This window comes from Panacibacter microcysteis (assembly GCF_015831355.1).
GTDB lineage: Bacteria > Bacteroidota > Bacteroidia > Chitinophagales > Chitinophagaceae > Panacibacter > Panacibacter microcysteis.
In genome coordinates, this window is sequence record NZ_JADWYR010000002.1 from 230,554 (window position 1) to 257,003 (window position 26,450).

The 26,450-nt window shown below is 42.7% G+C and carries 22 protein-coding genes; 21 read left to right on the top strand and 1 reads right to left on the bottom strand.

Going from position 1 to position 26,450, the window contains the following annotated elements; all coding sequences use genetic code 11:
* Positions 1–23: 23 nt before the first annotated feature.
* The 13 genes from I5907_RS12950 to I5907_RS13010 all read left to right on the top strand — a co-directional run bounded on the left by I5907_RS12950 (position 24) and on the right by I5907_RS13010 (position 16,960).
* Entirely contained in the window at positions 24–1,304 is a 1,281-nt protein-coding gene (locus I5907_RS12950; RefSeq protein WP_196991240.1) for an ABC transporter ATP-binding protein, read from the top strand.
* Positions 1,301–2,140 carry a sulfotransferase gene (locus tag I5907_RS12955; protein WP_196991241.1) on the top strand — a complete coding sequence of 280 codons (840 nt, stop codon included), beginning with the start codon at positions 1,301–1,303 and terminating at the stop codon, positions 2,138–2,140. The genes I5907_RS12950 and I5907_RS12955 overlap by 4 nt, the downstream gene beginning before the upstream one ends.
* Positions 2,141–2,146: 6 nt before the next feature.
* On the top strand, positions 2,147–3,346 hold the full coding sequence (locus tag I5907_RS12960; protein ID WP_196991242.1) for a glycosyltransferase WbsX family protein: 1,200 nt from the start codon (positions 2,147–2,149) through the stop codon (positions 3,344–3,346).
* A gap of 42 nt (positions 3,347–3,388) precedes the next feature.
* The gene (locus I5907_RS12965) at positions 3,389–4,501 is read left to right on the top strand and encodes a glycosyltransferase WbsX family protein (protein ID WP_196991243.1); all 1,113 of its coding nucleotides are present in this window, start codon (positions 3,389–3,391) and stop codon (positions 4,499–4,501) included.
* A 119-nt stretch (positions 4,502–4,620) separates the two neighbouring features.
* Positions 4,621–5,559, top strand: a complete 939-nt coding sequence (locus I5907_RS12970) for a glycosyltransferase family 2 protein (RefSeq protein WP_196991244.1) — start codon at positions 4,621–4,623, stop codon at positions 5,557–5,559.
* A gap of 2 nt (positions 5,560–5,561) precedes the next feature.
* Positions 5,562–6,377: a glycosyltransferase family 2 protein gene (locus I5907_RS12975; RefSeq protein ID WP_196991245.1), complete on the top strand. Its 816-nt coding sequence runs from the start codon at positions 5,562–5,564 to the stop codon at positions 6,375–6,377.
* Positions 6,311–7,279, top strand: coding sequence for an alpha-1,2-fucosyltransferase (locus I5907_RS12980; RefSeq protein WP_196991246.1), 969 nt, complete (start codon positions 6,311–6,313; stop codon positions 7,277–7,279). The genes I5907_RS12975 and I5907_RS12980 overlap by 67 nt, the downstream gene beginning before the upstream one ends.
* Positions 7,280–7,492: 213 nt before the next feature.
* Complete coding sequence (locus tag I5907_RS12985) at positions 7,493–8,431, top strand: glycosyltransferase family 2 protein (RefSeq protein WP_196991247.1); 939 nt, start codon at positions 7,493–7,495, stop codon at positions 8,429–8,431.
* Positions 8,424–9,818 carry a hypothetical protein gene (locus I5907_RS12990; RefSeq protein ID WP_196991248.1) on the top strand — a complete coding sequence of 465 codons (1,395 nt, stop codon included), beginning with the start codon at positions 8,424–8,426 and terminating at the stop codon, positions 9,816–9,818. The genes I5907_RS12985 and I5907_RS12990 overlap by 8 nt, the downstream gene beginning before the upstream one ends.
* A gap of 159 nt (positions 9,819–9,977) precedes the next feature.
* On the top strand, positions 9,978–11,186 hold the full coding sequence (locus I5907_RS12995) for a glycosyltransferase family 4 protein (protein ID WP_346266796.1): 1,209 nt from the start codon (positions 9,978–9,980) through the stop codon (positions 11,184–11,186).
* Between the two features lie 6 nt (positions 11,187–11,192).
* Positions 11,193–13,031: an asparagine synthase (glutamine-hydrolyzing) gene (asnB, locus tag I5907_RS13000; protein WP_196991250.1), complete on the top strand. Its 1,839-nt coding sequence runs from the start codon at positions 11,193–11,195 to the stop codon at positions 13,029–13,031.
* 155 nt (positions 13,032–13,186) lie between these two features.
* Positions 13,187–15,613 (top strand): glycosyltransferase family 4 protein, encoded by a 2,427-nt coding sequence (locus I5907_RS13005; RefSeq protein WP_196991251.1) that lies wholly within the window; start codon positions 13,187–13,189, stop codon positions 15,611–15,613.
* A gap of 9 nt (positions 15,614–15,622) precedes the next feature.
* Positions 15,623–16,960 (top strand): glycosyltransferase family 2 protein, encoded by a 1,338-nt coding sequence (locus tag I5907_RS13010; RefSeq protein WP_196991252.1) that lies wholly within the window; start codon positions 15,623–15,625, stop codon positions 16,958–16,960.
* Positions 16,961–17,029: 69 nt separating this feature from the next.
* Here I5907_RS13010 and I5907_RS13015 read toward each other — a convergent pair whose 3' ends face one another.
* Positions 17,030–17,191, bottom strand: coding sequence for a hypothetical protein (locus I5907_RS13015; protein WP_196991253.1), 162 nt, complete (start codon positions 17,189–17,191; stop codon positions 17,030–17,032).
* 15 nt (positions 17,192–17,206) lie between these two features.
* Between I5907_RS13015 and I5907_RS13020 the strand changes: the two genes are divergently transcribed.
* The 8 genes from I5907_RS13020 to I5907_RS13055 all read left to right on the top strand — a co-directional run bounded on the left by I5907_RS13020 (position 17,207) and on the right by I5907_RS13055 (position 26,302).
* Complete coding sequence (locus I5907_RS13020) at positions 17,207–18,370, top strand: glycosyltransferase (RefSeq protein WP_196991254.1); 1,164 nt, start codon at positions 17,207–17,209, stop codon at positions 18,368–18,370.
* Positions 18,371–18,376: 6 nt separating this feature from the next.
* Positions 18,377–19,702: an O-antigen ligase family protein gene (locus I5907_RS21925; RefSeq protein WP_196991255.1), complete on the top strand. Its 1,326-nt coding sequence runs from the start codon at positions 18,377–18,379 to the stop codon at positions 19,700–19,702.
* Positions 19,662–20,306 carry a GNAT family N-acetyltransferase gene (locus I5907_RS13030; protein ID WP_196991256.1) on the top strand — a complete coding sequence of 215 codons (645 nt, stop codon included), beginning with the start codon at positions 19,662–19,664 and terminating at the stop codon, positions 20,304–20,306. Before I5907_RS21925 ends, I5907_RS13030 begins: the two co-directional genes overlap by 41 nt.
* On the top strand, positions 20,299–21,345 hold the full coding sequence (locus I5907_RS13035) for a glycosyltransferase family 4 protein (RefSeq protein ID WP_196991257.1): 1,047 nt from the start codon (positions 20,299–20,301) through the stop codon (positions 21,343–21,345). The genes I5907_RS13030 and I5907_RS13035 overlap by 8 nt, the downstream gene beginning before the upstream one ends.
* 172 nt (positions 21,346–21,517) lie before the next feature.
* Positions 21,518–22,732 (top strand): DegT/DnrJ/EryC1/StrS family aminotransferase, encoded by a 1,215-nt coding sequence (locus I5907_RS13040; RefSeq protein ID WP_196991258.1) that lies wholly within the window; start codon positions 21,518–21,520, stop codon positions 22,730–22,732.
* 177 nt (positions 22,733–22,909) lie between these two features.
* On the top strand, positions 22,910–23,500 hold the full coding sequence (locus I5907_RS13045) for a sugar transferase (protein ID WP_196991259.1): 591 nt from the start codon (positions 22,910–22,912) through the stop codon (positions 23,498–23,500).
* A 63-nt stretch (positions 23,501–23,563) separates the two neighbouring features.
* Complete coding sequence (locus tag I5907_RS13050) at positions 23,564–25,534, top strand: polysaccharide biosynthesis protein (RefSeq protein WP_196991260.1); 1,971 nt, start codon at positions 23,564–23,566, stop codon at positions 25,532–25,534.
* Positions 25,535–25,555: 21 nt separating this feature from the next.
* Positions 25,556–26,302 carry a tyrosine-protein phosphatase gene (locus I5907_RS13055; RefSeq protein ID WP_196991261.1) on the top strand — a complete coding sequence of 249 codons (747 nt, stop codon included), beginning with the start codon at positions 25,556–25,558 and terminating at the stop codon, positions 26,300–26,302.
* The last annotated feature ends 148 nt before the right edge of the window (positions 26,303–26,450 follow it).

The following is a 26,450-nucleotide window of genomic DNA, read 5'->3' on the forward strand; positions in this document are numbered from 1 at the left end:
TTAGTCACGAAGAACAAACAAACATGTCCTCAACAGTTATAGAAGTTTCAGCCGTTTCAAAGCAATACAGGCTTGGGCAGGTAGGAAGAAAAAGTTTAACACAGGATGTAAACCGCTGGTGGTATGCCATTCGTGGTAAAGAAGATCCCTATCTTAAAATAGGTGAAACGAACGACCGCAGCAGAAAAGGAGCCAGTGAATTTGTATGGGCTTTACAGGATATTAATTTTTCTGTAAAGCAGGGAGAAGTATTGGGCATCATTGGCCGCAATGGTGCAGGCAAATCAACATTGTTGAAAATACTTTCAAAAGTTACAGCACCAACCACGGGTGCTATCAAAGTAAAAGGTCGCATAGCTTCTTTGCTCGAAGTAGGCACCGGTTTTCATCCCGATCTTACCGGCCGCGACAATATCTTTCTCAATGGCGCCATACTTGGCATGACGAGAAAAGAAATACATGCCAAATTCGACGAGATCGTTGACTTCGCCGGGGTGGAGAGATATATTGATACGCCCGTAAAGCGCTACAGCAGCGGTATGTATGTACGGCTTGCCTTCGCCGTTGCCGCACACCTCGAGCCCGAGATACTTATTGTAGACGAAGTACTCGCTGTGGGTGACGCCGAATTTCAGAAGAAATGTCTTGGCAAAATGAAAGATGTAAGTGAGAAAGACGGCAGAACTGTTTTGTTTGTAAGTCACAATATGCCGGCGGTACAAAGGTTGTGTACGCAGGCAATGGTTATGCAATTTGGCCGGAATATTTATATGGGTAATACAGACGATGCAGTAAATCATTACCTGCACAATAAGCAATTGCAGCAAACGACCTCCGTGGCGGAGCGCACAGATAGAAACGGCAACGGTATGGTTAAATGCGTTGGTTTTACACTGCTGAACAGTAAAATGCAGGAAACAGGTAATTTTAAAAGCGGCGATGAAATGAATATTGCCATCGATTATATATTTACAGGCAATCAGCCGGCAAAGTCAGTTTGGTTTCGCATACAGGTTACAGACGCAGAAGAAGAAATTTTGTTCATTTTAAATAATGCGCATTCTTCAGATCTTATTGCAGAGATCAATAAGTCCGGCAGACTGGTATGCAGTATTCCCAGGCTGCCCTTATTTGGTGGTACATATAATTTTAATCTCACTGTCCAATCACAGGAGAGTGGCCTGCTCGATGAAATGGAAGCTGTACAGGAACTAAATGTTGTAGACGGTGACTTTTTCGGCACCGGGAAAATACCGGCTATCAGAAAAGGAATGTTTGTAATGCACAACTGGAACATACAATGAGTAAGGTGTTGATTATACTGGGTATGCATCGTTCAGGAACTTCGCTGGTAACGAACTGGCTGAATAAATGCGGTCTTAATGTGGGCGATTCTTTAGTGGAAGAAGGTATCAGCAATACAGAAGGCCATTATGAGGACTGGGATTTTGTAAAGCTGCATGAGGACATATTGAAAGCACACAACGAACCTTCTACAGGTCTTATAGAAAAGCCCGTAAAAATTACAAGCCGTTACCATCTGGAGAAACTGAAGATGACCACGGTTTTCAAAAGCAGAGTATATGAACAATGGGGCTTTAAAGACCCCAGAACCTGCCTGTTTATTCCTTACTACCAGGAAGCACTTCCAAACGCCCGGTACATTGTTATCCTGAGAGATTTTGCACCGGTGGTAAGTTCTCTTGTTAAAAGAGATTTCTTGCAAATGGATTATCATTATGTGCGTCGTGTAAATAAAGTGATGCAGTTTTTGTGGCGTTTTCGGAAAGAAAAAATGTTCTATAAATATTACGAGTTATTATCAGAAAAATACCTCAGGGTTTGGATTGGCTACAATGAAGCGATTCTTGATTTTATCAAAAAAGAACCACCGGATAATTATGTACTCATCAACTATAAGATGTTATTAAAAAATGCAGAAGACGTAGTTGGAGTATTGAAAAACGATTGGGGTTTCGATCTCGAATATTATGATTACGGTAAAGTTTACAAGCCGGGTCTCATAAGTAAATTAATAGAACTAGAGCCATATATCAGCGATAAATCGCTGATTCAAAAAGCGAATGCATTGATGAAGGAGTTGGAAACCTACAGCTTTGAGCGTGAAAAAAATCAGTAATAATCTTTGCACAATATAAGACCCATAGCGATTTTCCTGCCGCAGTTTCATCCCATTCCTGAAAATGATCAATGGTGGGGTAAAGGATTTACTGAATGGACAAATGTTGCGAAAGCAAAGCCGCTGTTCAAAGATCATTACCAGCCACATCTTCCGGCAGACCTTGGGTTTTATGACCTCAGGCTTGCAGAGGTAAGGGAAGCGCAGGCGCAACTTGCGCAGCAGTATGGTATTTACGGCTTTTGCTACTATCATTACTGGTTCAATGGCAGGCGGCTGTTGCAAAGACCTGTAGAAGAAATATTAGCTTCTGGTAAACCGGATTTTCCGTTTATGCTTTGCTGGGCCAATGAAAACTGGACACGTACCTGGGATGGCAGCGAGAAAGAAGTGCTTATGCCACAACACTATTCAGATGAAGATGACAGAACCCATATAAAAGCTTTGTTGCCTTACTTTAAAGACACGCGGTATATAAAAGTTGACAACAAACCGGTATTCGCTATCTATCGGTCTGCACTGCTGCCAGATATGAAACGAACGATCAGTATCTGGAGAGAGGAAGCTGCAAAAGAGGGCTTGCAATTGTACATATGCAGGTTCGAAAGCTACGACTACCATGGCGAAGCAATGCTGGAAGCCGGCTTTGATGCTGCAGTTGACTTTCAGCCGCTGGGCAACCAGCTTCGCTTGTTTAAAGGATGGCTCGCAGATGAAAAGAGAAAGAATACCCTGTTTAAATACCGGGATCATTTTTACAAAAGGGTAGTCAAAAAAATTTCTGTTTCAGCATATGAAGGATACAGGAACCGTGTATTGAAACCAAACCTTATCAATTATGAACGCTATGTTGCTTACCTGAAACGTTCAGCATTGCCTTCATACAGGTTTTATCCCTGCGTAAGCCCCGGCTGGGACAATAGCGCCAGGAGAAAGAAAGATCCGATCATTTTTTATAATTCAACACCGGCTGCATATAAAGCCTGGTTATTGAGTACAATAAAAAAATTTAAACCATACAGCAGGGAAGAAAATTTTGTTTTTATCAATGCATGGAACGAATGGGCCGAGGGTAACCACCTGGAACCTTGCCTGAAATGGGGGCACCAATACCTGCAGGCAACCAAAGAGGCACTCGACGAGGCCGCACACTTGCCGAATAAAGAACCAGCCGCACAAGTGAGTGACACAACCACAGCTCAATAGTAGCACTACAGCCCACATACAAATACTTTTCATTTTTTATAAATGCATCCAAGACTTATAGCATACTACCTTCCGCAGTATCATCCAATACCGGAGAATGATAAATGGTGGGGCAAAGGTTTTACTGAGTGGACAAACGTTACAAAAGCAAAACCGCTTTATCGTGGTCATCATCAGCCACATTACCCCGCAGACCTGGGCTATTACGATTTACGCGTTCCCGAAGTAAGAGAAGCACAGGCGCAAATGGCTAAGCGTTATGGCATTGAAGGTTTTATGTATTACCATTACTGGTTTGGCGATGGAAAAAAACTCCTCGAAAGACCATACCAGGATATGTTGCATGCTAAAAGCCCGGATCTGCCTTTTTGTTTATGCTGGGCCAATGAAAGCTGGAAAGGCGTTTGGTTTGGCGAGTTTACCGGTCAGATGCTCATCGAACAAACTTACCCCGGCACAAAAGATATTGAAGCACATTTTTATTACCTGCTCGAGGCATTTAAAGATGACCGTTATATAAAGGTTGACGGTAAACCTTTGTTCAATGTATATATGCCATTGAACCTGCCCGATGCAAAAGCATTTGCCGCGCAGTTCAATGCGCTGGCCATAAAAGAAGGGCTACCCGGTTTGTACCTCGTTGGCAGCCGTGTGCCATTCGACTGGAACCCGCATGAGTATGGCTTTGATGCTGTTATTGGTTCAGAGATGGCACAGATCAGATACCGCAACCAATCCAAATTCAAGCGGCCGCGTTATGCAATCAAACGCACGCAACAGATCATCGAAAAGATCACCGGCAAAGAAATTTTTTCACCATTCAACAGGCCTGCAGTTGTTGAATACGCTGCAATAATCGACCAGTTGATCACAACACAGACCTTCGATTTTGACTATTATCCCTGCGTAATTCCCAACTGGGATAATACACCAAGGGCAGGCAATGGCGGACTTGTTTTTCAGAACAGTACGCCGGCACTTTTCGAAAAACACCTGCTCAAAGGCATTGAAAAAGTGCAACACCTGCCTCCACAGCGGCAGCTTGTGTTTGTAAAATCGTGGAACGAATGGGCAGAAGGTAATTACCTGGAACCTGACCGTACGCATGGTTATGCGTACCTCGAGAGTGTGAAACGTGTGCTGGACAGTTTGTAGCGTTATGAGCCCGGCGATGGTTTTCTATGGCATCGCCTGTTGCGTCGCACACTTGTACTTTGTAAGCTATATGCAACTGCAGCGATCCGTACTAACACCGTTGTTAACATACACAAACAATGTCAGCTACCCCGTTAATATCTGTTATTATGCCTGCATACAACGCGGAAAAATATATCAGCCAGGCAATAGAAAGCGTATTGCAGCAAACATATGGCAATTGGGAATTGATTATCGTGGATGATGGCTCTTCAGACAATACAGCATCAATCGCCAAAAAATTTGCGGCACAGGATGAAAGGGTAAACTACATCTACCAGGAAAATGGTAAACAGGCAAAAGCACGTAATCAGGGTATTGCAAAAGCGAAAGGAACATTGGTGGCATTTCTCGATGCAGACGATTTATGGAAGCCAGTTAAACTTGAAACACAACTCTCATTTATAAATCATTCCGGTGCAGACCTTGTGTTTGCAGATGTAGATGTAATAGACGAGCATGGAAACAAGATAAGAGATACCTGGCACGTACAGGATGGGCAGTACAAAAATGATGAAGGGTTGCTGGCATTCTTAAAAGATAATCTTGCGCCTGTGCTTACGGTAATGGTTAAAAAAACGGCACTGGAAAAGATAAAAGGTTTTAATGAATCTGTTGCGGTACAGTATGTAGAAGATTATGACCTGTGGCTGCGTATGTTGCAGGCAGGCTTTGTACTTGCTGCATCATCAGGCAAGCTGGCAACTTACAGGCAAACGATCAACCCGCAGGTCTCAAGGAAGAAATCTATTATAAACGTAGTGGAAATAGTAAAAGATGTAGATGTAAAAGATGAATCACTCAAGGCGTCCAGGAATAACGCCCTTATTATGTGGATGAGAAAGTGTGTACAGCGGTGCAGGCCTGTGATTGAAACAAAGGATATAAAAAAAATCATCAGGCTTTTTCCATCAGGTAAAGACAGGAAGTTATTCAGTTTGTTGAGCAATGTTTTACCCGGTAATGTTTTGGCTAAACTACTATTATTGTACACACGTAAAGCGGTATACCAGCAATAGCAATGCTTCCACAGGTTTCTGTTATAATGCCGGCGTATAACCAGGCCACCTGGCTGCCTGAAGCACTGGATGCTTTGCTGGCTCAAACTTTTGAAGACTGGGAGTGTCTTATTATCAGTGATGGTTCTCCGGACAATGTTGCATCTGTCGCGAATCTGTATACACAAAAAGACAAGCGTATTACCTTTTTTGATACAACCAACGCAGGTGTATCTGCGGCACGTAATTTCGGGATAAGTAAAGCAAGGGCTGCATACATATTACCACTCGATGCTGATGATAAAATTTCTGCCGGTTATATTGCAGCATGTTTTACAAAACTTGGTTCTGCTGCAGGTATAAAAGTGGTTTATGGCGCTGCAGAAAAATTTGGGGCCGTTAACGGCCCCTGGATACTGCCTGAATATAGTTTTGACGAGTTATTGCTTTCAAACTGTATACATCCCTGTGGTATGTTTAAAAAAGCAGACTGGGAAAGCATAGGCGGTTACGATGAGCAAATGCTGGATGGCATTGAAGACTGGGAATTCTGGATCAACTTATTGAAAGATGGCGGTAAAGCAGTAAGAGCAAATGACGCCGTGTTTTACTGGCGCAGAAAAGAAGAATCCAGAACAACGAAAATAACTACTGAAAAAAGTGTACGGCTACAGCGTTATATATACAATAAACACGCAACACTTTACGAACGCTTTTTTACAGATCCTATCGCCTTATACAATGGTTATAGAAGTGTACATAAAAACTGGAAATGGGCGCAGCAAAACCCCTTTCGTTTTTTTGTTTCGAGATTCAGGAAAAAAATTACATCAACATAGCTTTGCTGATAGTAGATTATAAAGCAGGACAATTGGCAAACAGGATATTCCAGTTTGCCTATTTTATTGCACATGCTAATGAACATCATTACAGACTCATCAACCCTTGTTTTGAAGAGTATCTACATCTTTTTGAGGCTACAGATAAAAATAGCTTTCCATCAGGAAGAATTAGTACAGTGTATAATGGCCACAAAACAGCGGCTTCATTTTTTCAGCGCGGCGTTAATGTGCTCCGCCGCAGGTCGAAAAAGGGCAATGGAAAGATCAGCATTTTTAACTTTCATTCTATCCGTGATACGCATGACAAGAAATATACGGAATTTGATATGAACGATCCGGAGTTTGTAAAGCTCGTAAAACGCCAGGTAGTTTTTGCAAAAGGCTGGAACTACCGGAATACAGGATTATTACGTAAACATGCTGCTGCCTTAAGGACTATTTTCAAACCCAAAGAAGTATACCTGCAAGAGGTAGGGAAGTGCATTGAAGAAGCAAAACAGCAATTTGATGTAGTAGTAGGCGTGCACCTGAGAAGAGGTGATTATAAAGATTTTTTTGATGGAAGGTGGTATTACGAAGACGCTGTTTTTGCAGCAAAGCTTGAAGAGACACGGAAAATTTTTGCGGCCAAAAACAAAACATGCGGTTTTATCGTATGCTCGAATGAGCAGGTAAATAAGGAAGCCTATAGAGGAATAGCATTGCTAACAGCAGAAAGACCGCCAGTTGTTGATCTCTATTTACTGGCTGCGTGCGATTACATTTTAGGGCCGCCCAGTACTTTTACTATGTGGGCCAGTTTTTATGGTAATACGCCTTTGTATGTAATAAGAGACAAAGAAAAGATACCTGGCTTAAGTGATTTCAAAGTTGCAGAGGGTGTTGAAAGCTTTTTTTAAAAAACATTTATATAAAAAGTTTTTCATTATATCGGGATAAGAATAGCAATGATGAGAAGCCAATGACCGCGTTGCTCGAAAAATTTGGCAACCCGAAAGCAGCAGCAGTAGTTAACAGCAGCTTCGAAAAGCTGCTTATAGTTGCTTCAGCACAAGTGAGTGACACAACAGCCGATGCCATGAAAAACAATAGCCGGCAACCTGATTATTACAATGGATTTCAGAACGGGTAAAATACATTCAGCCTTGCCGCTGGTTACAGTAGCAGTTTCATCGTACAACTATTCAATGTACATAGAAGCTGCCCTGGATTCTGTTTTGCAGCAAACATACCCGCATATCGAACTAGTCATTATAGATGATTGCTCCGCAGATGCGTGTCCGCAAATTATTGAAGCGTGGATAAAGAAGCATAATGTGCGTTGTACTTACATACAACATGAGTATAATAAGGGCATTACCAAAACATCGAATGAATTTGTGCAGCTTGCAAAAGGGAAATACATTTCCTTGTTTGCAACAGACGACATTATGCTGCCGGAAAAAATCGAGCGGCAGGTTGCATTAATGGAAGCAAAAGGAGATGACTATGGCGTTTGTTATGCATTTGCCAACATGATTGATGAAGAAGGTACAATGCATGGCAATTACAATAGCCAGCACCAGGTTTGCGAAGGTGATATACTCGAAGACTACGTGCATCAGCGTGTAGGTTTTGCAACACCAACATCGCTCATACGTATGTCTGCTTATGCAGTAACGGGTTTGTATGACGAACGTGTGTTGTATGAAGACTACAATTTCTGGCTGCGCATGTTTGCCTGTTTTAAGGCCTGCTATTGCGATTATCCGTGCATTTTATACAGGGTTAAAAAGCAGTCTGCAGTATATGATCAATGGAGAAAAAATAACAGTGAACGTTATTACCGCGACAGAATACTGTCTAACCTGCAGGCACTGCACTACATAAAAGGGCATAATAGTGTAAAAACTTTTTTACGAAAAAAAATAAGCCAGTATCTCAAAGCACTCGATGCAGGAAAATCAGCTTATTTACATGAACTGGTGCCATACCTGTTAAAACGCGGCTATTATAAAATACCGCCTAGGATTTATATGAAAACACTTAACAGGATGGTGAACAATGGATAGCAAACAAAGGGTCATTGTTACGATCTCATATAGCTTTTCTATCCGTTATTTATATCGTACCGGTTTGTTGTATATGTTAAGAGATTTTTGTGAGCCGGTAATTATACTCACCTGGCAGCAGGCAGATCTTATGGCAGAATTACAGGCCGATAATTTTGAGGTACATGTAATAGAAGAACCCGCCAGAAGTGCGGCCTACATCGATATACGCCGCAGAATAGACTTCTGGTTCGATCATTTCCGCCTTCGTGGAAAGTATAAAAAAAACCAGCAAAACTATCTCGATCAATACCTTTCCTTCAAATCAAAGTTGCTGCGCAACAGCCGTAAATGGTACAACATTGCTAAGTTTTATAACCCGTTGTATACCGCCGGTGTTTTTACTAAAGAACAACGTTTGCTGCAGGAAGATGAAAACTATCTTCGAATAAAGCAACAGGTATTGGAACTGCATGCAGATGCGGTGTTTACCGTTACGCCTTTTCACCGGCAGGAAGATGTATTGCTGCGGGCCTGCGAAGCCGCCGGCCTCAAAATGATCACCGCCATTCTTTCTTTTGATAATATTACCAAGCGTGGATGGATACCGGTAAACTATCATACCTATATTGTTTGGAACCAGGAAAACAAGGCACAATTGCTTGGCATATACCCGCAGGTTAAAGACAGGCAGGTGCATGTGGCAGGCGCACCACAGTTTGATTTTTATTTCAACGAGCGGCATCTTATGCCTGAGGAAGACTGGAAAATAATGACAGGTCTTGGCAACACAAACAAAAATATCATCCTGTATGCAGGCGGCCCGCAGGCATTGTTTCCGCAGGAGCCGGAATATTTAAAAACAATTGCCACAGCAATAGCAGATGGCCGCATACAAAATACGGTTATTCTTTTCCGGTGTCACCCCATCGATAATATTGAAAGATGGAAGTCTGCACTGGGCAACTCACCACATGTTGTTTTTGATGCATCATGGACGGGCAGTAAAAACCTGGGTTATGCAAACATCACAGAGGCAGATATAAAAAAACTTTGTTCAACGCTGGCATATACGCATGTGCATATCAACCTTTGTTCCACGATGACGGTCGATGGCAGTGCTTATAATAAGCCACAGATCGGGCCCGCATACCAGCACACCAGGAAGGCCAGCAACCTGCTCGAACAAATGTACTGGCAGGAACATTTTGTACCCGTTATGCAAACAGGCGGCTTAATGCTTGCAAGGTCTGCCGGTGAACTTATTGCACACATCATTGCAGCGCTGCAAAACCCCGCTGCCTATACACACAAAAATGCAGCAATACTGCAAAGCATCATAACCTATACCGATGGCCGCAGTACAGCACGTGTTGCATCCATCATCAAACAGGCTTTGGTGGCATAGTTTTTTTGTAATGGGCCGGGCAGTGGAAACATTGCTCATCACCTGTTGCGTCGCACTCTTGTACGGTAGTATAAATATGCAGCACTGCAGGCACAATCAGCGTAGAAGCTTCAAGGCATCTTATAATGTAGATTCATGAATAATTTTTTTTGATTGAGTGTGCAGCAGCGCATCAGGATTTTATATATACAGGTTCCCGCCGGTGGTGGCTCGCTGGTGGCATTGTACGAGTTGCTAAGGCAGTTACCACAAACAATAGAGCCTGTGGTACTGTGTTATCACCGCAATACCTACAACCTTTTACTGGAAAGTTGTTGCCGGGTCATTTATCTCGATGAATCATTGCAGCAACCGGTACATCGCTTTACAAAGTATGCTGCCATCAATTTTATGTTGCAGCAGTTTTATACCGCCAAAGATTATTTCAAAAGCAATAGAAAGGTGCGTACTAAAATAATGCACATATTAAAAACCGAGAAGCCTGCAATCGTTCACCATAACAATGAGATATTTCTCAACCGCGACGCTATAAGGGCTGCAGTTAAAGCAGGTGCAAAACAGTTGGTGCATGAGCGATCACTCAGCAATTATGGCAATGATCGCGTACATCTTTTTGCAGACAAACGGTTGATGAAAAAAGTATATGCAAGAATTGATATTACAAACGCTGTTGCACAGCACTTCAACAAATTTTATGGTGCTGACAGCCGTAACATTGTACTGCACGACTTTGTAGATAAAGCCAAATACAAGCAGCGCTACAATACGAGCAATATACGGGCTGCATACAATATTGCAGAAAAAGAAAAACTGGTTACCTGTATTGGCAGAATCATTCCCTGGAAAGGCCAGCATGTTTTAATAGCGTCAGTCAATAAAATCAAACATACCCTCGGCAGTTTTAAAGTGCTCATGGTAGGCTCAGCGGAAGAAGGTATAGGGTCGCTTAATTACCAGCAGCAGTTGCAGGCAGAGATAGAAAAATATAAGTTATCAGGTACCGTAATTTTCACCGGCAACCGAAATGATGTACCGGCCATTATCCAGGCATCAGACGTTGTGGTGCATTGTTCTGTAAAGCCTGAGCCGCAGGGCCTTGTTATACTGGAAGCACTGCTAAGTAACAAACCTGTTATAGCTTCGGCCACCGGCGGTTCAGGAGAGCTTGTGAAAAAGTACGGCGGTATCGCACTGCCGGTAACTGATGCAGACCATCTTGCAAAAGCATTAACAGATGTACTGGTGAATGGTCATAAACCAGTTATCAATACACAAAGGTTGCAGGAGGATTTTGATCCAGCGCAGCAGCAACAGGTATTGCTGTCGTTGTATGAAGATTGTCTTGGCAGTAAACGAAATAAGGATTAAAAATTTATGTGTGGAATAGTCGGCGCGTATTATTTTACAAGGGCTGAAGGGCAAAAAGAATTCATCCATACCTGTTTGCAGTCAATGCACCACCGTGGTCCTGATGCAAATGGATACTGGACCAATAACATGAACTATCATGCCGGTTTTGCAAGGCTTGCCATAAGAGACCTGAGTGCAAATGGTAATCAGCCGATGCTTACCTCAGATCAGCAGTTTTGCATAAGTTTCAATGGCGAGATCTACAATACTGACTATATAAGACAGTTACTGGCACCTTTTGGTGTGCAATACAAATCAACAACAGACACTGAAGTGTTGCTGTATGCCTTGTGCCATTTGGGTATAGAAACCACGCTCAAAGTGGCGGATGGCATTTTTGCATTTGCTTTTTTTGACGTAGCAGAGCATAAACTTGTATTGGCCAGGGACAGGCTGGGTATAAAGCCGCTTTATGTCGCCACGCACCATGATGCGGTGATTTATAGTTCCCAGTATGATCACATCATAAGTCACCCATTGTTTGCCGGCAACAGTATTAATGAAGATGCCCTTGGTGCGTATCTCAATCTTGGCTATGTTCCGGAAAACACAGGCATCCTGCAACACACGTTGATGTTGCCTCACGGGTATTATTATACTATTACGCAATCAGGAAGCACAATGCAGTGTTATTACCGCTATGGCTTCAACCGTGTAAAGACAGATACAGATACGGAGCAGGTATTAAGCAAAGCAGTACAAAGCCAGATGGTTGCCGATGTTCCCGTAGGTACATTTATGTCTGGTGGTGTAGACAGTACACTGGTTACTTCTTACGCAAACCGGTTACATGAAGTGCAGTCATTTACCATTGGTATAAAAGACGCAAAAGAAGACGAAACGGCAACCGCACAGTTTTTTGCCAATACCTTTAAAACAAAACATGCGGTAAAGTTTTTTGACAACAATGTTTTCGTTACACTGATCAAAGATCACTTTAAAGCCTTTACAGAACCGTTTGCCGATTACTCATCATTACCTACATTGTTACTGTCATCATTTGCAAAGGAAAAAGTTACCGTAGCCTTAAGCGGAGATGGTGGCGATGAATTATTCTGGGGTTATCCGCGCAACCGCAAAACGCTTGATTACATTGATCTGTATAATAAAAGCGGTATGCAGAAAAAAGCACATTTGCTTTTTGCAAAAATGCTGAAGCCTGCCAAAACAGACGTTAACAGGCATTGGTCATATCGCTCACTGGCAGGTTATTATTATTCCTCACTTTTTGTAAGCGGCGCAATAAAGTGGATACCTGAAATATACAAAGGCACAGCCGCTCCTGCTTTTTTCTTCGATAAAATTGTTGAAGAAGAAAAAGATCAGTTTTATAGCAATACCTCTGCAATGAACCTTGTTCGCCGGCTCGAGATTGACCTGCACCTGCAACGTATTTTATTAAAAGTAGATCGTGCAAGTATGTATCACAGCCTGGAAGTTCGTGTGCCTATGTTGGCTAATTCCATGCTCGATTTTAGTGAAACGCTTAAGTATACTGATTGCATAAAGCAGGAGCAGGGTAAGTTCAACCTGAAAAGTTTACTCGCTCAAAAGGCAGGTGACTATGCGTTTTTGCCAAAAAAAGGTTTTACTATTCCCATGGACGAAATTTTGCGCAGCAACGAAGGCAAAGCAATTACCGATGCCATATTGCAAATGCCGGCGGCACTGTCCGTATATTTCGATATGAACGCCATGGAAAAGCTCGTCAGGCAGCACCAGGGTCGTAAAGCAAATGCCGGGTGGATGTTATGGACAGTTTACGCATTGGTTAACTGGTATTCCACATGGTACAAAAAGTGATAATTATGAGCCCGGCTATGGTGCATGTGGCATCGCCTGTTGCGTCGCACACTTCAGCCGTCAGATCGTTAGGGAGCAAACGCGAAGACCTTAGCGGTGATTGGAAAGTATAAGCGTTTCTTATAAAGCATATTCAGCATTACACCTGTTAATACATGAGGTTAATAATCGTTGTTGATACATTCCCGTCTTTAACCGAAACCTTTATTTCGAACAAGGTAAAACGCCTGACAGCCAAGGGCGTTAGTATTGCGGTTCTATGTGTAAAGCACAATGAAAAACTTTTTGCCCAGTTGTTCAAAGACAACAACAGGGTAGAAGTGGTAAAAATCTCCAAACTGAAAGCCCTGCCTTTTATTATTTTCAAACCGTTACTTTTTATAAAGGCCGTTCTCAACGTAAAAAATTACAAGCAGCATATTTTCAGGCAATACCGTTTGCACACTATCAAAAAGCTGGAGCCTGATATCATTCATTTTGAATTCTCGGGTATTGGTGTTGATTACCTGTACGAGATAGAAAATCTTGCTTGTAAAAAGGTCGTTAGTTGTCGCGGTTCAGCCGAAAAAGTAAAACTACTCGTCCAGGAAGAACGAAAAGGACTTTTCCGTAAGCTTGTAAACAGGGTAGATGCTGTTCATTGTGTTTCGGAAGATATGCGCCGTACGGTATTGTCTTACTGTAATGATGAATCAAAACTGTTCATTAATTACCCCAGCATAGACCCTGATTTTTTTCATGCTGCATTTGCAAAAGACAGGCAACCGGACGCACAGCGAATTATACTAAGCGTAGGCCGCTTCACTTTTCAAAAAGGATTTTTAACAGGCTTACAGGCTATAGCACAGCTACAGCAGAATGCACCGCAATTGAATTTTAAATGGGTACTGATTGGCACCGGCCCGGATTATGAACAACTGGTTTATACTATTCACCAGTTGGGTATCTCAAATGTTGTACAGCTTGTAGGCTCCAAAAGCGCAGCCGAAGTAAAGCAGTTGATGTCTGAAGCAGATGTATATTTTTTACCCAGCGTTTACGAAGGTGTGGCCAATGTGGCGCTCGAAGCAATGAGCATGGAACTGCCCGTGCTTTCCACGCGTAGCGGTGGTATGGAAGAAGTTATTCAGCATGGTTTTAACGGCCTGCTGGCAGATGTGTACGATTATCACCAAATGGCTGCGGCACTTCAATTGCTGTTGACCGACAGCCTTGCTGCTGCGCAAATGGCTGCAGCAGCAAGGCAAACAATTTTGAGCAGGTTTACACTTGATATTCAAACCGGGGTTTTCCTGCAGCAATATGCAAGGCTGTTAAACAGGCCGCCGGTTGATCAGGGTACAATTACGGTTGATGATCAACATCAACCTGCAAAAACAGTGCATAAGCAAGCAAAAGATGTGTTGCGCATCGGCATCATTTTGCCGTCCTTTCCTGTTTTAAGTGAAACATTTTTTCTTACAAAAGTGAGCGGTCTTTGTCAGCGTGGCCACGAAGTAATTGTATTTAGTTCAAGAGATTCTACCGAGGTAAATAACCTTTCTTCTTACCACCTGGACCAGTTTTCGAATCTTACTATTACATCACTCGATTTCAACAGCAGTTTTTTAAAGCTGTTGATCACATGCCTGTCCCAGCCTGTTACTGCCATCCGCAGTATACACTTTGTACCAAAAATCATTCGCAGGCGCCTGTTCGAGAACCTTTGTGTTGCCAAACTCAACAACAGTAATTGCGATATCTATCATTTTGGTTATTCAAGTATCGCCCTGGGGTACCTGCCCATCATCAGGTTGTTGAAAGGTAGAAAAGTGATCAGTTGCCGTGGCACCGCAGAAAATGTAAAACTTGTTTCGGAAAAACAACGCCTGAAAAATCTTGCATTTCTTTTTGCCGAAACTGATAAGATTCACTGTGTGTCCAATGCAATGAAACATGTGATGCAGGGTTATGGTGCACCGCAACAAAAAATTTTCGTCAACCGTCCTGCAATCGATACACAATTCTTTACACGCAGCAGTGTAAAAAAGAACGATGATATAATAACCATACTTTCCGTTGGCAGGCTGGTCTTTCAAAAAGGTTTCCTGGTCGGCATGCTGGCAGTTGCATCGCTAAAGGAAAGGTTTGGCTCCTTTGTATGGAAAATCATTGGCGATGGACCTGAAATGGAAGAGCTCACACTTCATATTCACGCATTGGGACTTTCAGATAACATAGAGATGCTTGGCAAACGTACCAGGGAAGAAATAAAGCGCTGTTACGAAGCATGCGATATTTATTTTTTGCCCAGTGTAAGCGAAGGACTAGCCAACGCCGTGCTCGAAGCGATGGCTATGGAAGTAGCAGTGGTATCGTCTGACACAGGCGGCATGCAGGAGGCGGTGACCAATAACTACGATGGCCTGCTTTGCAAAAACTACGATACTGCTGCAATGAGCGAAGCATTGTACAAGTTGTGCACAAACAACGAGCTGAGAAACAATCTTTCAGCAAATGCACGTAAAACCGCCGTGGAAAGATTTGATACAAAACGATACATTGATGTTTTTGAAGAAGCCTATTATGGCTTAATGAAATAGACTGGCTTTATGTTTCAATTTATACGGTACACGCAACCAACATGGCCTTTCCACTTAATTCCTGCAAAGGCAAATGAATTTCCATCGTGCTATCCGCTGCTGTCTGATTCCGCAACGCTCAATGTTGACAAGCAATTTGCAACAGCGCAGGCACAGCTTACAGATGCTGGCTTTAGCAGCTGCAACCAGGGCTTGCTGATGATATCTACAAAAGAAAATGCTGCCGCTGTTAAACAGATGCCACCAATAAGCCTGGCAGACGAATATACTTTTCTTCGTAAATACTGGGGCAATGTTTGGGCAACATATGCACTCTTGTGCAGGCTGGTTTCTTTCAAAAACCCTTTTAAAGAGTTACAGGCATTTTATGCAACGCGCAATACCAAAAAAGCCAGTATTTATGGCAGCGCCATAACCTACCCGGCATATGAAACATTCTGTTCAACGCTTGTAAAAGCACAGCCGCTTGTCGCTGTAATTATTCCAACATTAAACAGGTACACTTACCTGGAAGATGTTTTGCACGATCTGGAAAAGCAGGATTACAAAAATTTCGAGGTGATCATTGTAGACCAGTCATCTCCCTACAACGAATCTTTTTACAAACAATTCAGCTTAAATATAAAGTTATTAAGGCAGGAGGAACGGGCACTGTGGACAGCAAGAAACAATGCTGTTAAAAGTACAAGAGCCGAATGGTTGTTGTTTTTTGACGATGACTCGAGGGTTGAACAAGACTGGATAACAGAACACATGAAATGTGTAGATTTTTTTAAAGCAGATGTAAGTGCCGGTGTTTCACTGGCGGTGGTTGGTCAAAAAATTTCTGATAGTTACAATTACTTTCGCTGGGCCACACAGTTCGATTCCGGAAATGCACTTGTAAAAAGATCGGTGTTTAAAAAAGCGGGTTTGTTCAATGAGCAGTTCAATGGTCAGCGCATGGGCGATGGAGAGTTTGGATTTCGTGTGTACATGCATGGTATCAAAAGCATATCGAACCATAAAGCTGCAAGAATACACTTAAAAGTAAGCGAAGGCGGTTTGCGTGAAATGGGCAGTTGGGACGGTTTTCGTCCAAAAAAATGGTTTGCGCCAAAGCCTGTACCAAGCGTATTGTATTTCTTTAAAATGTATTTGCCCCGGCCATATTACACACAGGCTGCGTTGCTTGGCATCATTTTATCAAATGTGTCGTATAAACAAAAAGGCAGCAGCAAAATGTTGTTATTAAGTGTGCTGCTGTCGGTGTTAAAATCGCCGGTATTATACATCCAGTATCTGCGGGCCCGTTCCATTGCAGGGCAAATGCTTACAGCGGGTTACTCGCCGGAAATTTTGCAGTAGTTTTTTATTGGCCGGGCATTGTTGCTACTATAGAACTGCCGTTGCGTCGCACACTTGTACTGCAACGCATTATTCAGCAAGGTGCAACCTTGCCTTGTTCTTTACAACAGCACTAATGCGCCACTTATAGTGCGATTGTATAACCGGAACGCTGCAGCCGCCATAAAAACTGGACCCCGAACCGAGCGTGGCAACAGGCGATGCCACATGTTCTGTTGCCGGTAACATCATCTTATCTTTTTTATTTTGACAGGTAATAAATACAGATCACTTGCAATTATTTCAGATTGCATACATGTGTTTGACAAAGACGGTACACCATCTACAGAAAACCATATTTTTTGCAGGCAGATACAGGAGCTTGCATCAAGGTTTGAAAGAACAGTAATTGTTTGTCCTTTTGTGCCATTGAAAGAGAGCTTTGTAATATCACGCTATACTTTACCAACCATTCGTTTTGTACCACTGGCAAATGTTGGTGGCAGCTCCATAAAGGCCAAGCTTGGTATCGTAAAAATTATTCCTGCATGGCTTAAGGCTTTTAAAAAAGCGTATGAGCAAAGTGACATTGTATACCTGCGTATGCCCAATAACTTAAGCATACCGGCTTTCTTTTATTTTAAAGCAAAAAAGAAAAAATGGTTTGCAACATATACGGGTACCTGGGCCAATTATAAAGGTGAACCGCCTACATACCGCTTTCAAAAATGGTTGCTCAAAAATTTCTTTCATGCCCCCGTTTCTATATATGTAAATGAAAAACCAGCGGTAAACCATTTACATAAAGGCATTAGCCCATCTTACAACGAAGCAGAATGGATGGAGGAAACTGTGCAGGTAAAAGAAAGGATGGAACGTTACACAAAGGCCGGTATATCGAAGCCTGTTTTTATTACGGTAGGTGCACTTGTGCCCAATAAAAACCAGCAGTACATCCTGGATACCAGCAGGCGCCTGGCCGAAGAAGACTTTTCGTTTGAGTGGTATATTGTTGGTGATGGGTACCTGAAAAGCCGGTACGAAGCTTTTATACAACAACACAATCTTGGTAACTATGTTTTTCTTGCAGGTAAGAAAACGTATGAACAATTAAGAACTTTGTACCGTAAGGCCGATTTTCTTGTGCAGCCCACACTGGTGGAGGGTTTTGGTAAAGTGCCGATTGAAGCCATGTTTCATGGGGTTATTCCTGTATTGAGCAAAACAGCGCTAAGCGGTGAAATGACGGGCAATGGAAAGCACGGGTTTATTTTCGATGTGCAGGATAAAGATGCACTTTATTTACTTATCAAAAACCTGCTCAGCCAGCAGGAAACATTTGCCGGTATAATAAACAACGGCCGTAATTTCGTTAAGGAACATACGCTGGAACATTGGGCCGATACTTTTATTAAACAAATAAATGCATAACAATCAGTGAAACCGATAAGTGCGAAAGAGTTTATTATTGCGGGTGCTGCAGGCTTTTTGGTCGGGCTAAGGCTGCTTGGCCCCGGCTTTGGATTTGTGTACCTTGCCGCCGCCGGCGTATGTATGTACTTTGCGTTTAAAGACGATTTATACAGGCTCTTTACGGTACTTCCTTATGTTGTTTATACAGAAGTTTTTATCCATGGCGCAGCCGGCGTTTCTTATGTGCCATACCTGTTCATGGAGTATTTCTTAATGGCATTGTTTGTAATTATGCTGCTGCGTAAAGGAGGGGAAATGAAGTTGCATTCCCGGTGTGCATTCCCGCTTTTCCTGTATGCGATTATCGAAACGCTCGATATGATACGAACGGAAGACGTAACCTACGCAAGAAACATGTTAACCTTTACTTACCTGCTGCTGGTATGTTCATTATGGGCTTCTGCAACCATTTTCAATGCCAGGGTAAGGGAGCAGGTAATCAAACATGTTTTGCTGGCGGGTGTGTATATAGCCGGGAATATACTGGTGGCGCATTTTACGCATAACATTACATATTCGCTTGTGTCGAGCAGCGAAGCTACCAACAGGATGGCACCTGTACAGATCAGTGCTTACCTGGGTGTTTCGTGCAGTATGCTTTTCCTGTATATCATGAATGATGAGAACAAAAAACAATTTACGCTCAATGTGATTGTATTTACGATCATCCTGGGTCTGATGGTACTTACTTTCTCCAGGGGTGGCCTGTATTTTCTAAGCAGCGTTATAGCATTGTACATTTTATTCAACTTTAAGCAGATCGGTAAAATGGCCGTTTTCCTGTTATTCGTGCCTATTGGTTACATGATCTATTATTATGCAATGAGCGCTACGGATGGCAAGATTGAAGCACGCTATGTAGAAAAAGGTAATTCGGGCAGAACGGAACTGGTGGAAGCCGGGTTTCAGTTGCTGGCAGATGAGCCGCTCGTTGGCGTTGGTACGGGTAACTATGGGAAAGAGATCGTTGACAGAGATTTATATGGTTCAGAATCCGGTGCGCATAACGAGTTTGTACGAGCCGCGGCAGAACACGGTATACTTGGTATATTCTGTTATTGGGGTTTTTATATTATAATTGGCATAGAGTTCATTATGCGACGAAAACGGGAAAGGGATTTTTCACTGTATATCCTGCTATTGTTCTGTCTTATTATCGTGCACAACGGGTTAAAGATCGGTCTTCAGCCATTTATACTTGCTATAGCATTAGCCACACCCACACTTGTAAAAAGCACACGGAAAAAACATGCCGCTTTCCCAATACGCAACACACTCCCTGCTTCCTGATATAGCCAGGTGCCATATGGCAAGTTTCCCGGCTTCTTTCTCTACAAGGCTTGGCCTGGCATATAATATTAAATCGCTGGAATGGTTTCTTGCGGGAGATAACAGGTTTTTGTTCTGTATACAGGAAGATGGGAAAGTAATGGCTTATTGCGGCGGCTACCAGTCCAGGGGAACGGGAGACGGCTCAACAAGCGGTATGATGCAACACGCAATGAAAGAAGCTGCCATAGGGATGTTGAAAAAGCCCTGGTTATTCTTCCATAAAGATGTAATAAAATTCTACCCGCTCATTTTTAAAAACATCGCCAGGAAACTAAGTCCTCGCAAAAAAAATGCTGCTGTCATCAAACCCGTAAATACCAGGCCGGCAGCAACGGGGTTGGTGGTTATAGGTGTTCACCCCGCATACCGTGGTAAAGGCTATTTCGAGTTACTTATGCAGTCATTCGAATGCGAAAGTTCAAAGCGCGGCGTTTCACAGATGATCCTTAGTGTAAGGGCAGATAATGCAAGGGCTATTGCGGCCTACAAAAAAATGGGCTGGCTTACATCATTACAAACAGAAAAAGTGCTCGAGATGTGCAAAACATTGCAGGATGCGTAAAGAAAAAGCCATACTCATACTGGGGATGTTTGTAGACCATAGCGCAGCCAAAAGCAACATACGTACTGCCGAAGACAGGCTGGCCGAAATGTTTGAAAAAAATGGCATGGCGGTCATCAGGGGTTCATCGGGCAGTGGCAGGCTCAAACGCTTTACAGACACAGTTAAACTGATCGTGGGCAAAAGAACTGAATACGATATTGCGGTGGTGCCTTTGTTTGGTACATGGCCGGCATTTATATGGCAGGAAATTGCGGCAAGGCTGCTAAAGCGCCTCGGCAAAAAACTGGTATTGGGTGTGCATGGTGGTTCTATCCCGGCAAGGGTAGAAGCCGGTGCGCAGAGATTTTTTAAAGCAGTAAAGCGTGCCGATGTCGCGTACGCACCATCATCATACATGGCTGATTTGTTTATGGGCAAGGGGTATAAGATTGCAGTGGTAGAGAACCCGGTAGACTATCACGAATACAGCTTTCGCCACAAGCAGGAAATAAGGCCAAGGCTTTTATGGATGCGGGCTTTTTCAGATATCTACAATCCCTTAATGGCTATACGTGTGGCCAGGAGAATGGCTGAAAAATATCCTGAATTTAAAATGGTGATGGCCGGTAAAGATGGCCCGCTTACCAATGCAGCAAAACAACTCGCAGCTTCTTATCAACTGCAAAATCATATCCACTTCCCGGGTTACATTAGTATGCAGCAAAAGCAACAGCTTGCTGATGAGTGCGATATTTATATCTGTACCAATAAAATTGACAATACACCGGTGTCCTTAACTGAGTTTATGCGTTTTGGCCTGCCCGTTGTTTCCGTAAATGTTGGCGGCATTCCGCGTTTGATACAGGATGGTGTAAACGGTTTGTTGGTAAATGATGATGATGATGATGCCATGTTTAAAAAGATCCACCTGCTGATCAGTGATGGCCCGCTTGCGCAAAGCATCATCCGCAATGCTTACAGCTTTACAGATCGTTTTGATGAAGCACCCGTTTTGCAAAAATGGCGCAAGCTCTTGCAGCAGGTTAGCGAAGCATAAATTCTATGTTGAGCCCGGCAATTGTACTGCTATTGAACACCTGTTGCGTCGCACTCTTGTACTGCAACAATGCTATGAAGCAAACGCGAAGACCGAAGCAAAGATGAAAGCATGATGTAATGCGATCAATTAAGTATGATATTTAAAACAACAGATTAATAACCGAATACCAATGATCCCTTTTTCTCCGCCATATATAGATGAAGATATTATCAGCGAAGTAACACACACCCTACAAAGTGGCTGGATTACCACCGGCCCTAAAACAAAAATGCTGGAAGATGAAATTGCGGCATTTTGTAATGTGCAAAAAGCGCTTGCGGTAAACTCTGCAACCTCTGCCATGATGCTCGTGCTGCATTGGTATGGCGTAACAAGGGGAGATGAAGTTATTGTACCAGCTTACACTTATTGCGCCACCGCACTGGCGGCCATGCATATTGGCGCAAAACCTGTAATGGTAGATGCAGGCAGCGATTTCAACATCAATACACAAAAAATAAAGGCAGCCATTACCGCAAAAACAAAAGCGATCGTGGCCGTTGATTTTGGCGGCTGGCCGTGCGATTATGATGCCATCAATGCTATTGTAAATGATGCAGGTATAAGAGCAATTTTTAAACCGGCAGGAGAGCAGCAGGAAAAACTTGGCCGCATACTGGTGATGTCTGATGCGGCGCATGCAATAGGCACCGTATATAACGGCCGGCCCTTGGGCAGGTGTGCCGATATAACTGTTTTTTCGCTGCATGCAGTAAAGAATGTTACGTCTGCAGAAGGCGGTGTAATAGTGCTCAATATGCCAGCCCCGTTTAACAATGAAGCTGTGTATAAAACACTAAGGCTGTGGAGCCTGAACGGGCAAACAAAAGATGCGTTTACCAAATCGTCTGCTGGCGGCTGGGAATACGATATTGTATATCCCGGTTTTAAAATGAATATGCCTGATGTGCTTGCTGCCATCGGACTGGCACAGTTCAGAAAATATAAGTCTGCGCTTCTGGCAGAAAGAAAACGGGTATTTGATTATTATACCCGGGCGTTTAAAAATTTTGCATGGGCCATATGCCCGCCATTTGAGAAAGCAGGCTGCAGCGGTTCCTGGCACCTGTACCCTTTACGCATAAAGGGAGCAGGAGAGAAAGAACGCAACGCTATCATAGAAAAAATAGCAGCACATGAAGTTGCGGTAAACGTACATTTTAAGCCATTACCCATGCTTTCGGTTTTTAAAGAACGCGGCTACAACATCGAAGATTTTCCTGTGGCCTATGAGCTTTACTGTAACGAAATATCTTTACCTGTATACCCACAACTAACCGATGAACTTTGTGAAACAGTAGTTAAAGCTGTAGCAGAAAGTGTAACAGCAGTTCTTCCTGTTTAGACGTTGTTTGAATACCTTCGTGTTTCCGGCAAAAACTTATTGCATTAATAAATACTGTGTACAACCGATTTTGCATATGCAGTATCGTTGTTGCAAAAAGATATACAGTACAAGTGAGTGACACAACAGGCGATGCCACCTTTACTGCAGCCGGCAACATCATAACTTTACCATGCTATGCTCATACGTTTTTTTGATGTACTTATCTCCTTCATTCTCCTCGTTTTACTCTCTCCCGTCTTATTTTGCATCTTTCTCGTAATTAAAATCTCCTCAAAAGGCCCGGTCATTTTCAAACAAAAAAGGGTTGGTAAAAACAACTCAGATTTTACATTGTACAAGTTTCGAACAATGTACATCAACACGCAGAACCGCAGTGCTATAACCATTGGTAACCGGGACAGCAGGATTACACCGGCAGGTTATTACCTGCGTAAATACAAGCTGGATGAGCTGCCGCAGTTGTTCAATGTATTGCTGAATGACATGAGTATTGTGGGGCCGAGACCAGAGCTTAGAAAATATGTTGACATGTACACGCCTGAGCAGCGAAAGGTACTTGCTGTGAAGCCGGGGATTACTGATTATGCATCTATAAAATTCAGGCATGAGAACGAATTGCTTGCCGGGCAAAGCGACCCGGAGCGTTACTATATTGAAGAGATCATGCCGGTTAAAATACAATTAAACGGCTTATATGCTTCTAAAAGGAATTTGCGGGCATATTTTATTATTATCTTTAACACGTTAATATCAGTGTTTAAATAACATATAGCCGAAACGTTATCCTAAAAAAGCCACGAGTTCGGGTCACAATTAAAAAAATGTGCCTTGAAAGAATTTAGAAAATTTCTTCTGAAAAACCGAATCACACCCAAATGGGTTATTTTTCTTCTTGATCTCACGATCTGTATTACGTCTTATATCTACGCAAATTACCTTTTAACAGATTTCAAGATCCTGTCTTTTGATTACGCAAATGTGCTGGAAGGTGCATCTACGGTAATTATTTCTGCATCTGTCAGTTTTTTTGTTTTTAAAACATACGAAGGCATTATCAGGTATTCTGAAATGCAGGAAACAGTAAGGGCATTAAGCGCGGTTTTCCTGTCTTTTCTGCTACTGCTGCTGGCAAACGGTATACTTACTATTGCCGCTGCTGATTTGTATATTCCCAATTCAGTGTTGTTTGGCTATTTTTTCTGTGCATCTTTTGTTATATGTGGTTACCGCATTATGGTAAAAACGTTATACCAGGATGATGACCTGAATGTAAACGCTGCCAACGTAATTATCTACGGGGCAGAGCCAAAAGGTTCGCTGATGCAAAAGACTATCGTTGGTATTTCAGACCGCCAGTTCAGGGTTGTTGCCTTTATTGACGAAAATGAAATGCTAACCGGTAAAACGATCGATGGCATCCGCATCTACACACCGGAACAGCTACCCGAACTGTTGAAGCCACTGCGCGTAAAATATCTTTTTTTCTCTAAGCCAGATATTACTGCACAAACCAAAAACAGTATTGCAGAAGTTTGCCTGGCCGCAAACGTAAAGCTGATGAATATTCCTGCTGTAGATCGTTGGGTAGACGGTCACTTAAGTTTTAACCAGATAAGTGATGTGCAGATAGAAGAACTGCTGGGCAGACCAGCTATTGAATTGTCAAATGATAATGTATTCCGTTTTATGTCAGATAAAACGGTGCTTATCACTGGTGCCGCAGGTTCTATCGGCAGTGAACTTGCCAGGCAGGTTGCAGCAATGAGACCAGCATCACTCATTTTGTGCGACCAGGTAGAAACCGGCTTGCACGACCTGGATTACGAACTGCAGGAAAAATACAATCTCGGTTCTTCACTGGTGTGTTTTCTCGGAGATGTAAAAGATTCGCCGGCTATGGACCAGCTTTTCAGTACACACCGGCCGGAAATCGTATTTCATGCGGCTGCCTATAAGCATGTACCTGTAATGGAAAGCCATCCTTCTGAGGCTATACGTAATAATGTACTCGGTACAAAAGTGCTCGCAGACCTTTCTGAATTTTATGGGGTAGAAAAATTCCTGTTCATTTCTACCGATAAAGCGATCAACCCAACAAACATAATGGGCGCATCAAAACGCATTGCAGAAATGTATTGCCACTCGCTGCACCATACCGGTAAAGATTTCCAGCTCATAGATCCGCTGGTTTACAGGATAGATTCTATGCTGGGTAAAACCAAGTTTATTACCACCAGGTTTGGAAACGTGCTGGCATCTAATGGCTCTGTAATACCAAGGTTCAAAGACCAGATTACCAAAGGTGGCCCGGTAACTGTTACACACCCGGACATCATCCGTTATTTTATGACGATACCCGAGGCCTGCTCGCTTGTATTAGAGGCAATGACAATGGGCAACGGCGGCGAAATATTCCTGTTTGATATGGGTGAACCGGTTAAAATACTCAGCCTTGCACAAAAGATGATAAAACTGGCAGGTTACGAGCCTGATAAGCAGATCAAAATAGAATTTACAGGCCTGAGACCCGGTGAAAAATTATATGAAGAATTGCTGAACGACCAGGAAGAAGTCATTCCAACACATCACAAAAAGATCCTGAAAGCGAAAGTGCAAAAGAACAACGACAGCGTGATGGATGAAATAACAAAGCTCATCGATCTTGCAAACGAATGCCGGGATGAAGAGGTGGTAAAGCAAATGAAATTCATCGTTCCCGAATACATCAGCAACAATTCTGTATACCAGTTGTACGATACTAAAGCCCTGCCGCAGGTAACTGTTGCCAAATCAGTATAAACATCTGTTTATATTTGCACTATGTTTTCTTTCTTTAAAAAATCTTCGGCATCGGCCACAGCTGATCTTTCGTTTATCGGCGCCGACATGCATTCTCATTTACTGCCGGGCATAGATGATGGCCTGCAAACGCTCGAAGAATCGGTTTTATTTATCTCGGAGCTATACAATCTCGGCTATCGCAAACTCATTTGCACGCCACATATCATTTCAGATATTTACCCCAATTCTCCCGAAACAATTCTACCTAAACTAGAGCTTGTACGGGCCGAACTAAGCAAGCGCAACATCGACATACAACTCGAAGCCGCTGCTGAATACATGGTTGATATAGACATGGAAAAGCTTATCACAGATAATAAGCAGTTGCTCACTTTCGGGCAAAACCTTATTCTTATCGAAATGTCTTTCGTGGCACCATCCGCAAATATTGAGCAGGTAATTTTCCAGCTACGGCTCAAAGGTTTACAGCCAGTACTGGCGCACCCTGAGCGTTATTCATATTATCACAAAGACTTTGAAAAATACGCGCATTACCTTGATCTTGGCTGCATATTGCAGGTAAACCTGCTCTCACTGCTCGGCTATTATGGCAAGCCCGTAAAAGCTATTGCCGAAAAGCTGGTAAAGCAAAATATGGTAGAATTATTGGGTACAGACATGCATCACGATAAACACCTGATGGCTTTAAAAGACCTTGCATCCAAAAAGGAATTTTACCGGTTTTTTGAGGGGGTAGAAATTAAAAATAAGCAATTGCTGATGTAATTTATGAAGCCGGCAGCATATCATTGGGCATCGCCTGTTGTGTCACTCACTTGTACGTTCGGTACATAAAGCAACTGTGCGAAGCTTATTACCCGTAAAAGCCAACAGGTTCAATATAACTATATAAATGTCCGCCATAGAGCGGACT

What these genes read in the sequence shown, in the direction of transcription:
- I5907_RS12950 (WP_196991240.1), top strand. Translation starts at nt 24, where the DNA reads ATGTCCTCAACAGTTATAGAAGTTTCAGCCGTTTCAAAGCAATACAGG.
- I5907_RS12955 (WP_196991241.1), top strand. Translation starts at nt 1,301, where the DNA reads ATGAGTAAGGTGTTGATTATACTGGGTATGCATCGTTCAGGAACTTCG.
- I5907_RS12965 (WP_196991243.1), top strand. Translation starts at nt 3,389, where the DNA reads ATGCATCCAAGACTTATAGCATACTACCTTCCGCAGTATCATCCAATA.
- I5907_RS12970 (WP_196991244.1), top strand. Translation starts at nt 4,621, where the DNA reads ATGTCAGCTACCCCGTTAATATCTGTTATTATGCCTGCATACAACGCG.
- I5907_RS12975 (WP_196991245.1), top strand. Translation starts at nt 5,562, where the DNA reads ATGCTTCCACAGGTTTCTGTTATAATGCCGGCGTATAACCAGGCCACC.
- I5907_RS12980 (WP_196991246.1), top strand. Translation starts at nt 6,311, where the DNA reads ATGGGCGCAGCAAAACCCCTTTCGTTTTTTTGTTTCGAGATTCAGGAA.
- I5907_RS12985 (WP_196991247.1), top strand. Translation starts at nt 7,493, where the DNA reads ATGGATTTCAGAACGGGTAAAATACATTCAGCCTTGCCGCTGGTTACA.
- I5907_RS12990 (WP_196991248.1), top strand. Translation starts at nt 8,424, where the DNA reads ATGGATAGCAAACAAAGGGTCATTGTTACGATCTCATATAGCTTTTCT.
- asnB (WP_196991250.1), top strand. Translation starts at nt 11,193, where the DNA reads ATGTGTGGAATAGTCGGCGCGTATTATTTTACAAGGGCTGAAGGGCAA.
- I5907_RS13005 (WP_196991251.1), top strand. Translation starts at nt 13,187, where the DNA reads ATGAGGTTAATAATCGTTGTTGATACATTCCCGTCTTTAACCGAAACC.
- I5907_RS13010 (WP_196991252.1), top strand. Translation starts at nt 15,623, where the DNA reads ATGTTTCAATTTATACGGTACACGCAACCAACATGGCCTTTCCACTTA.
- I5907_RS13015 (WP_196991253.1), bottom strand. Translation starts at nt 17,191, where the DNA reads ATGATGTTACCGGCAACAGAACATGTGGCATCGCCTGTTGCCACGCTC.
- I5907_RS13030 (WP_196991256.1), top strand. Translation starts at nt 19,662, where the DNA reads ATGCCGCTTTCCCAATACGCAACACACTCCCTGCTTCCTGATATAGCC.
- I5907_RS13035 (WP_196991257.1), top strand. Translation starts at nt 20,299, where the DNA reads ATGCGTAAAGAAAAAGCCATACTCATACTGGGGATGTTTGTAGACCAT.
- I5907_RS13040 (WP_196991258.1), top strand. Translation starts at nt 21,518, where the DNA reads ATGATCCCTTTTTCTCCGCCATATATAGATGAAGATATTATCAGCGAA.
- I5907_RS13045 (WP_196991259.1), top strand. Translation starts at nt 22,910, where the DNA reads ATGCTCATACGTTTTTTTGATGTACTTATCTCCTTCATTCTCCTCGTT.
- I5907_RS13055 (WP_196991261.1), top strand. Translation starts at nt 25,556, where the DNA reads ATGTTTTCTTTCTTTAAAAAATCTTCGGCATCGGCCACAGCTGATCTT.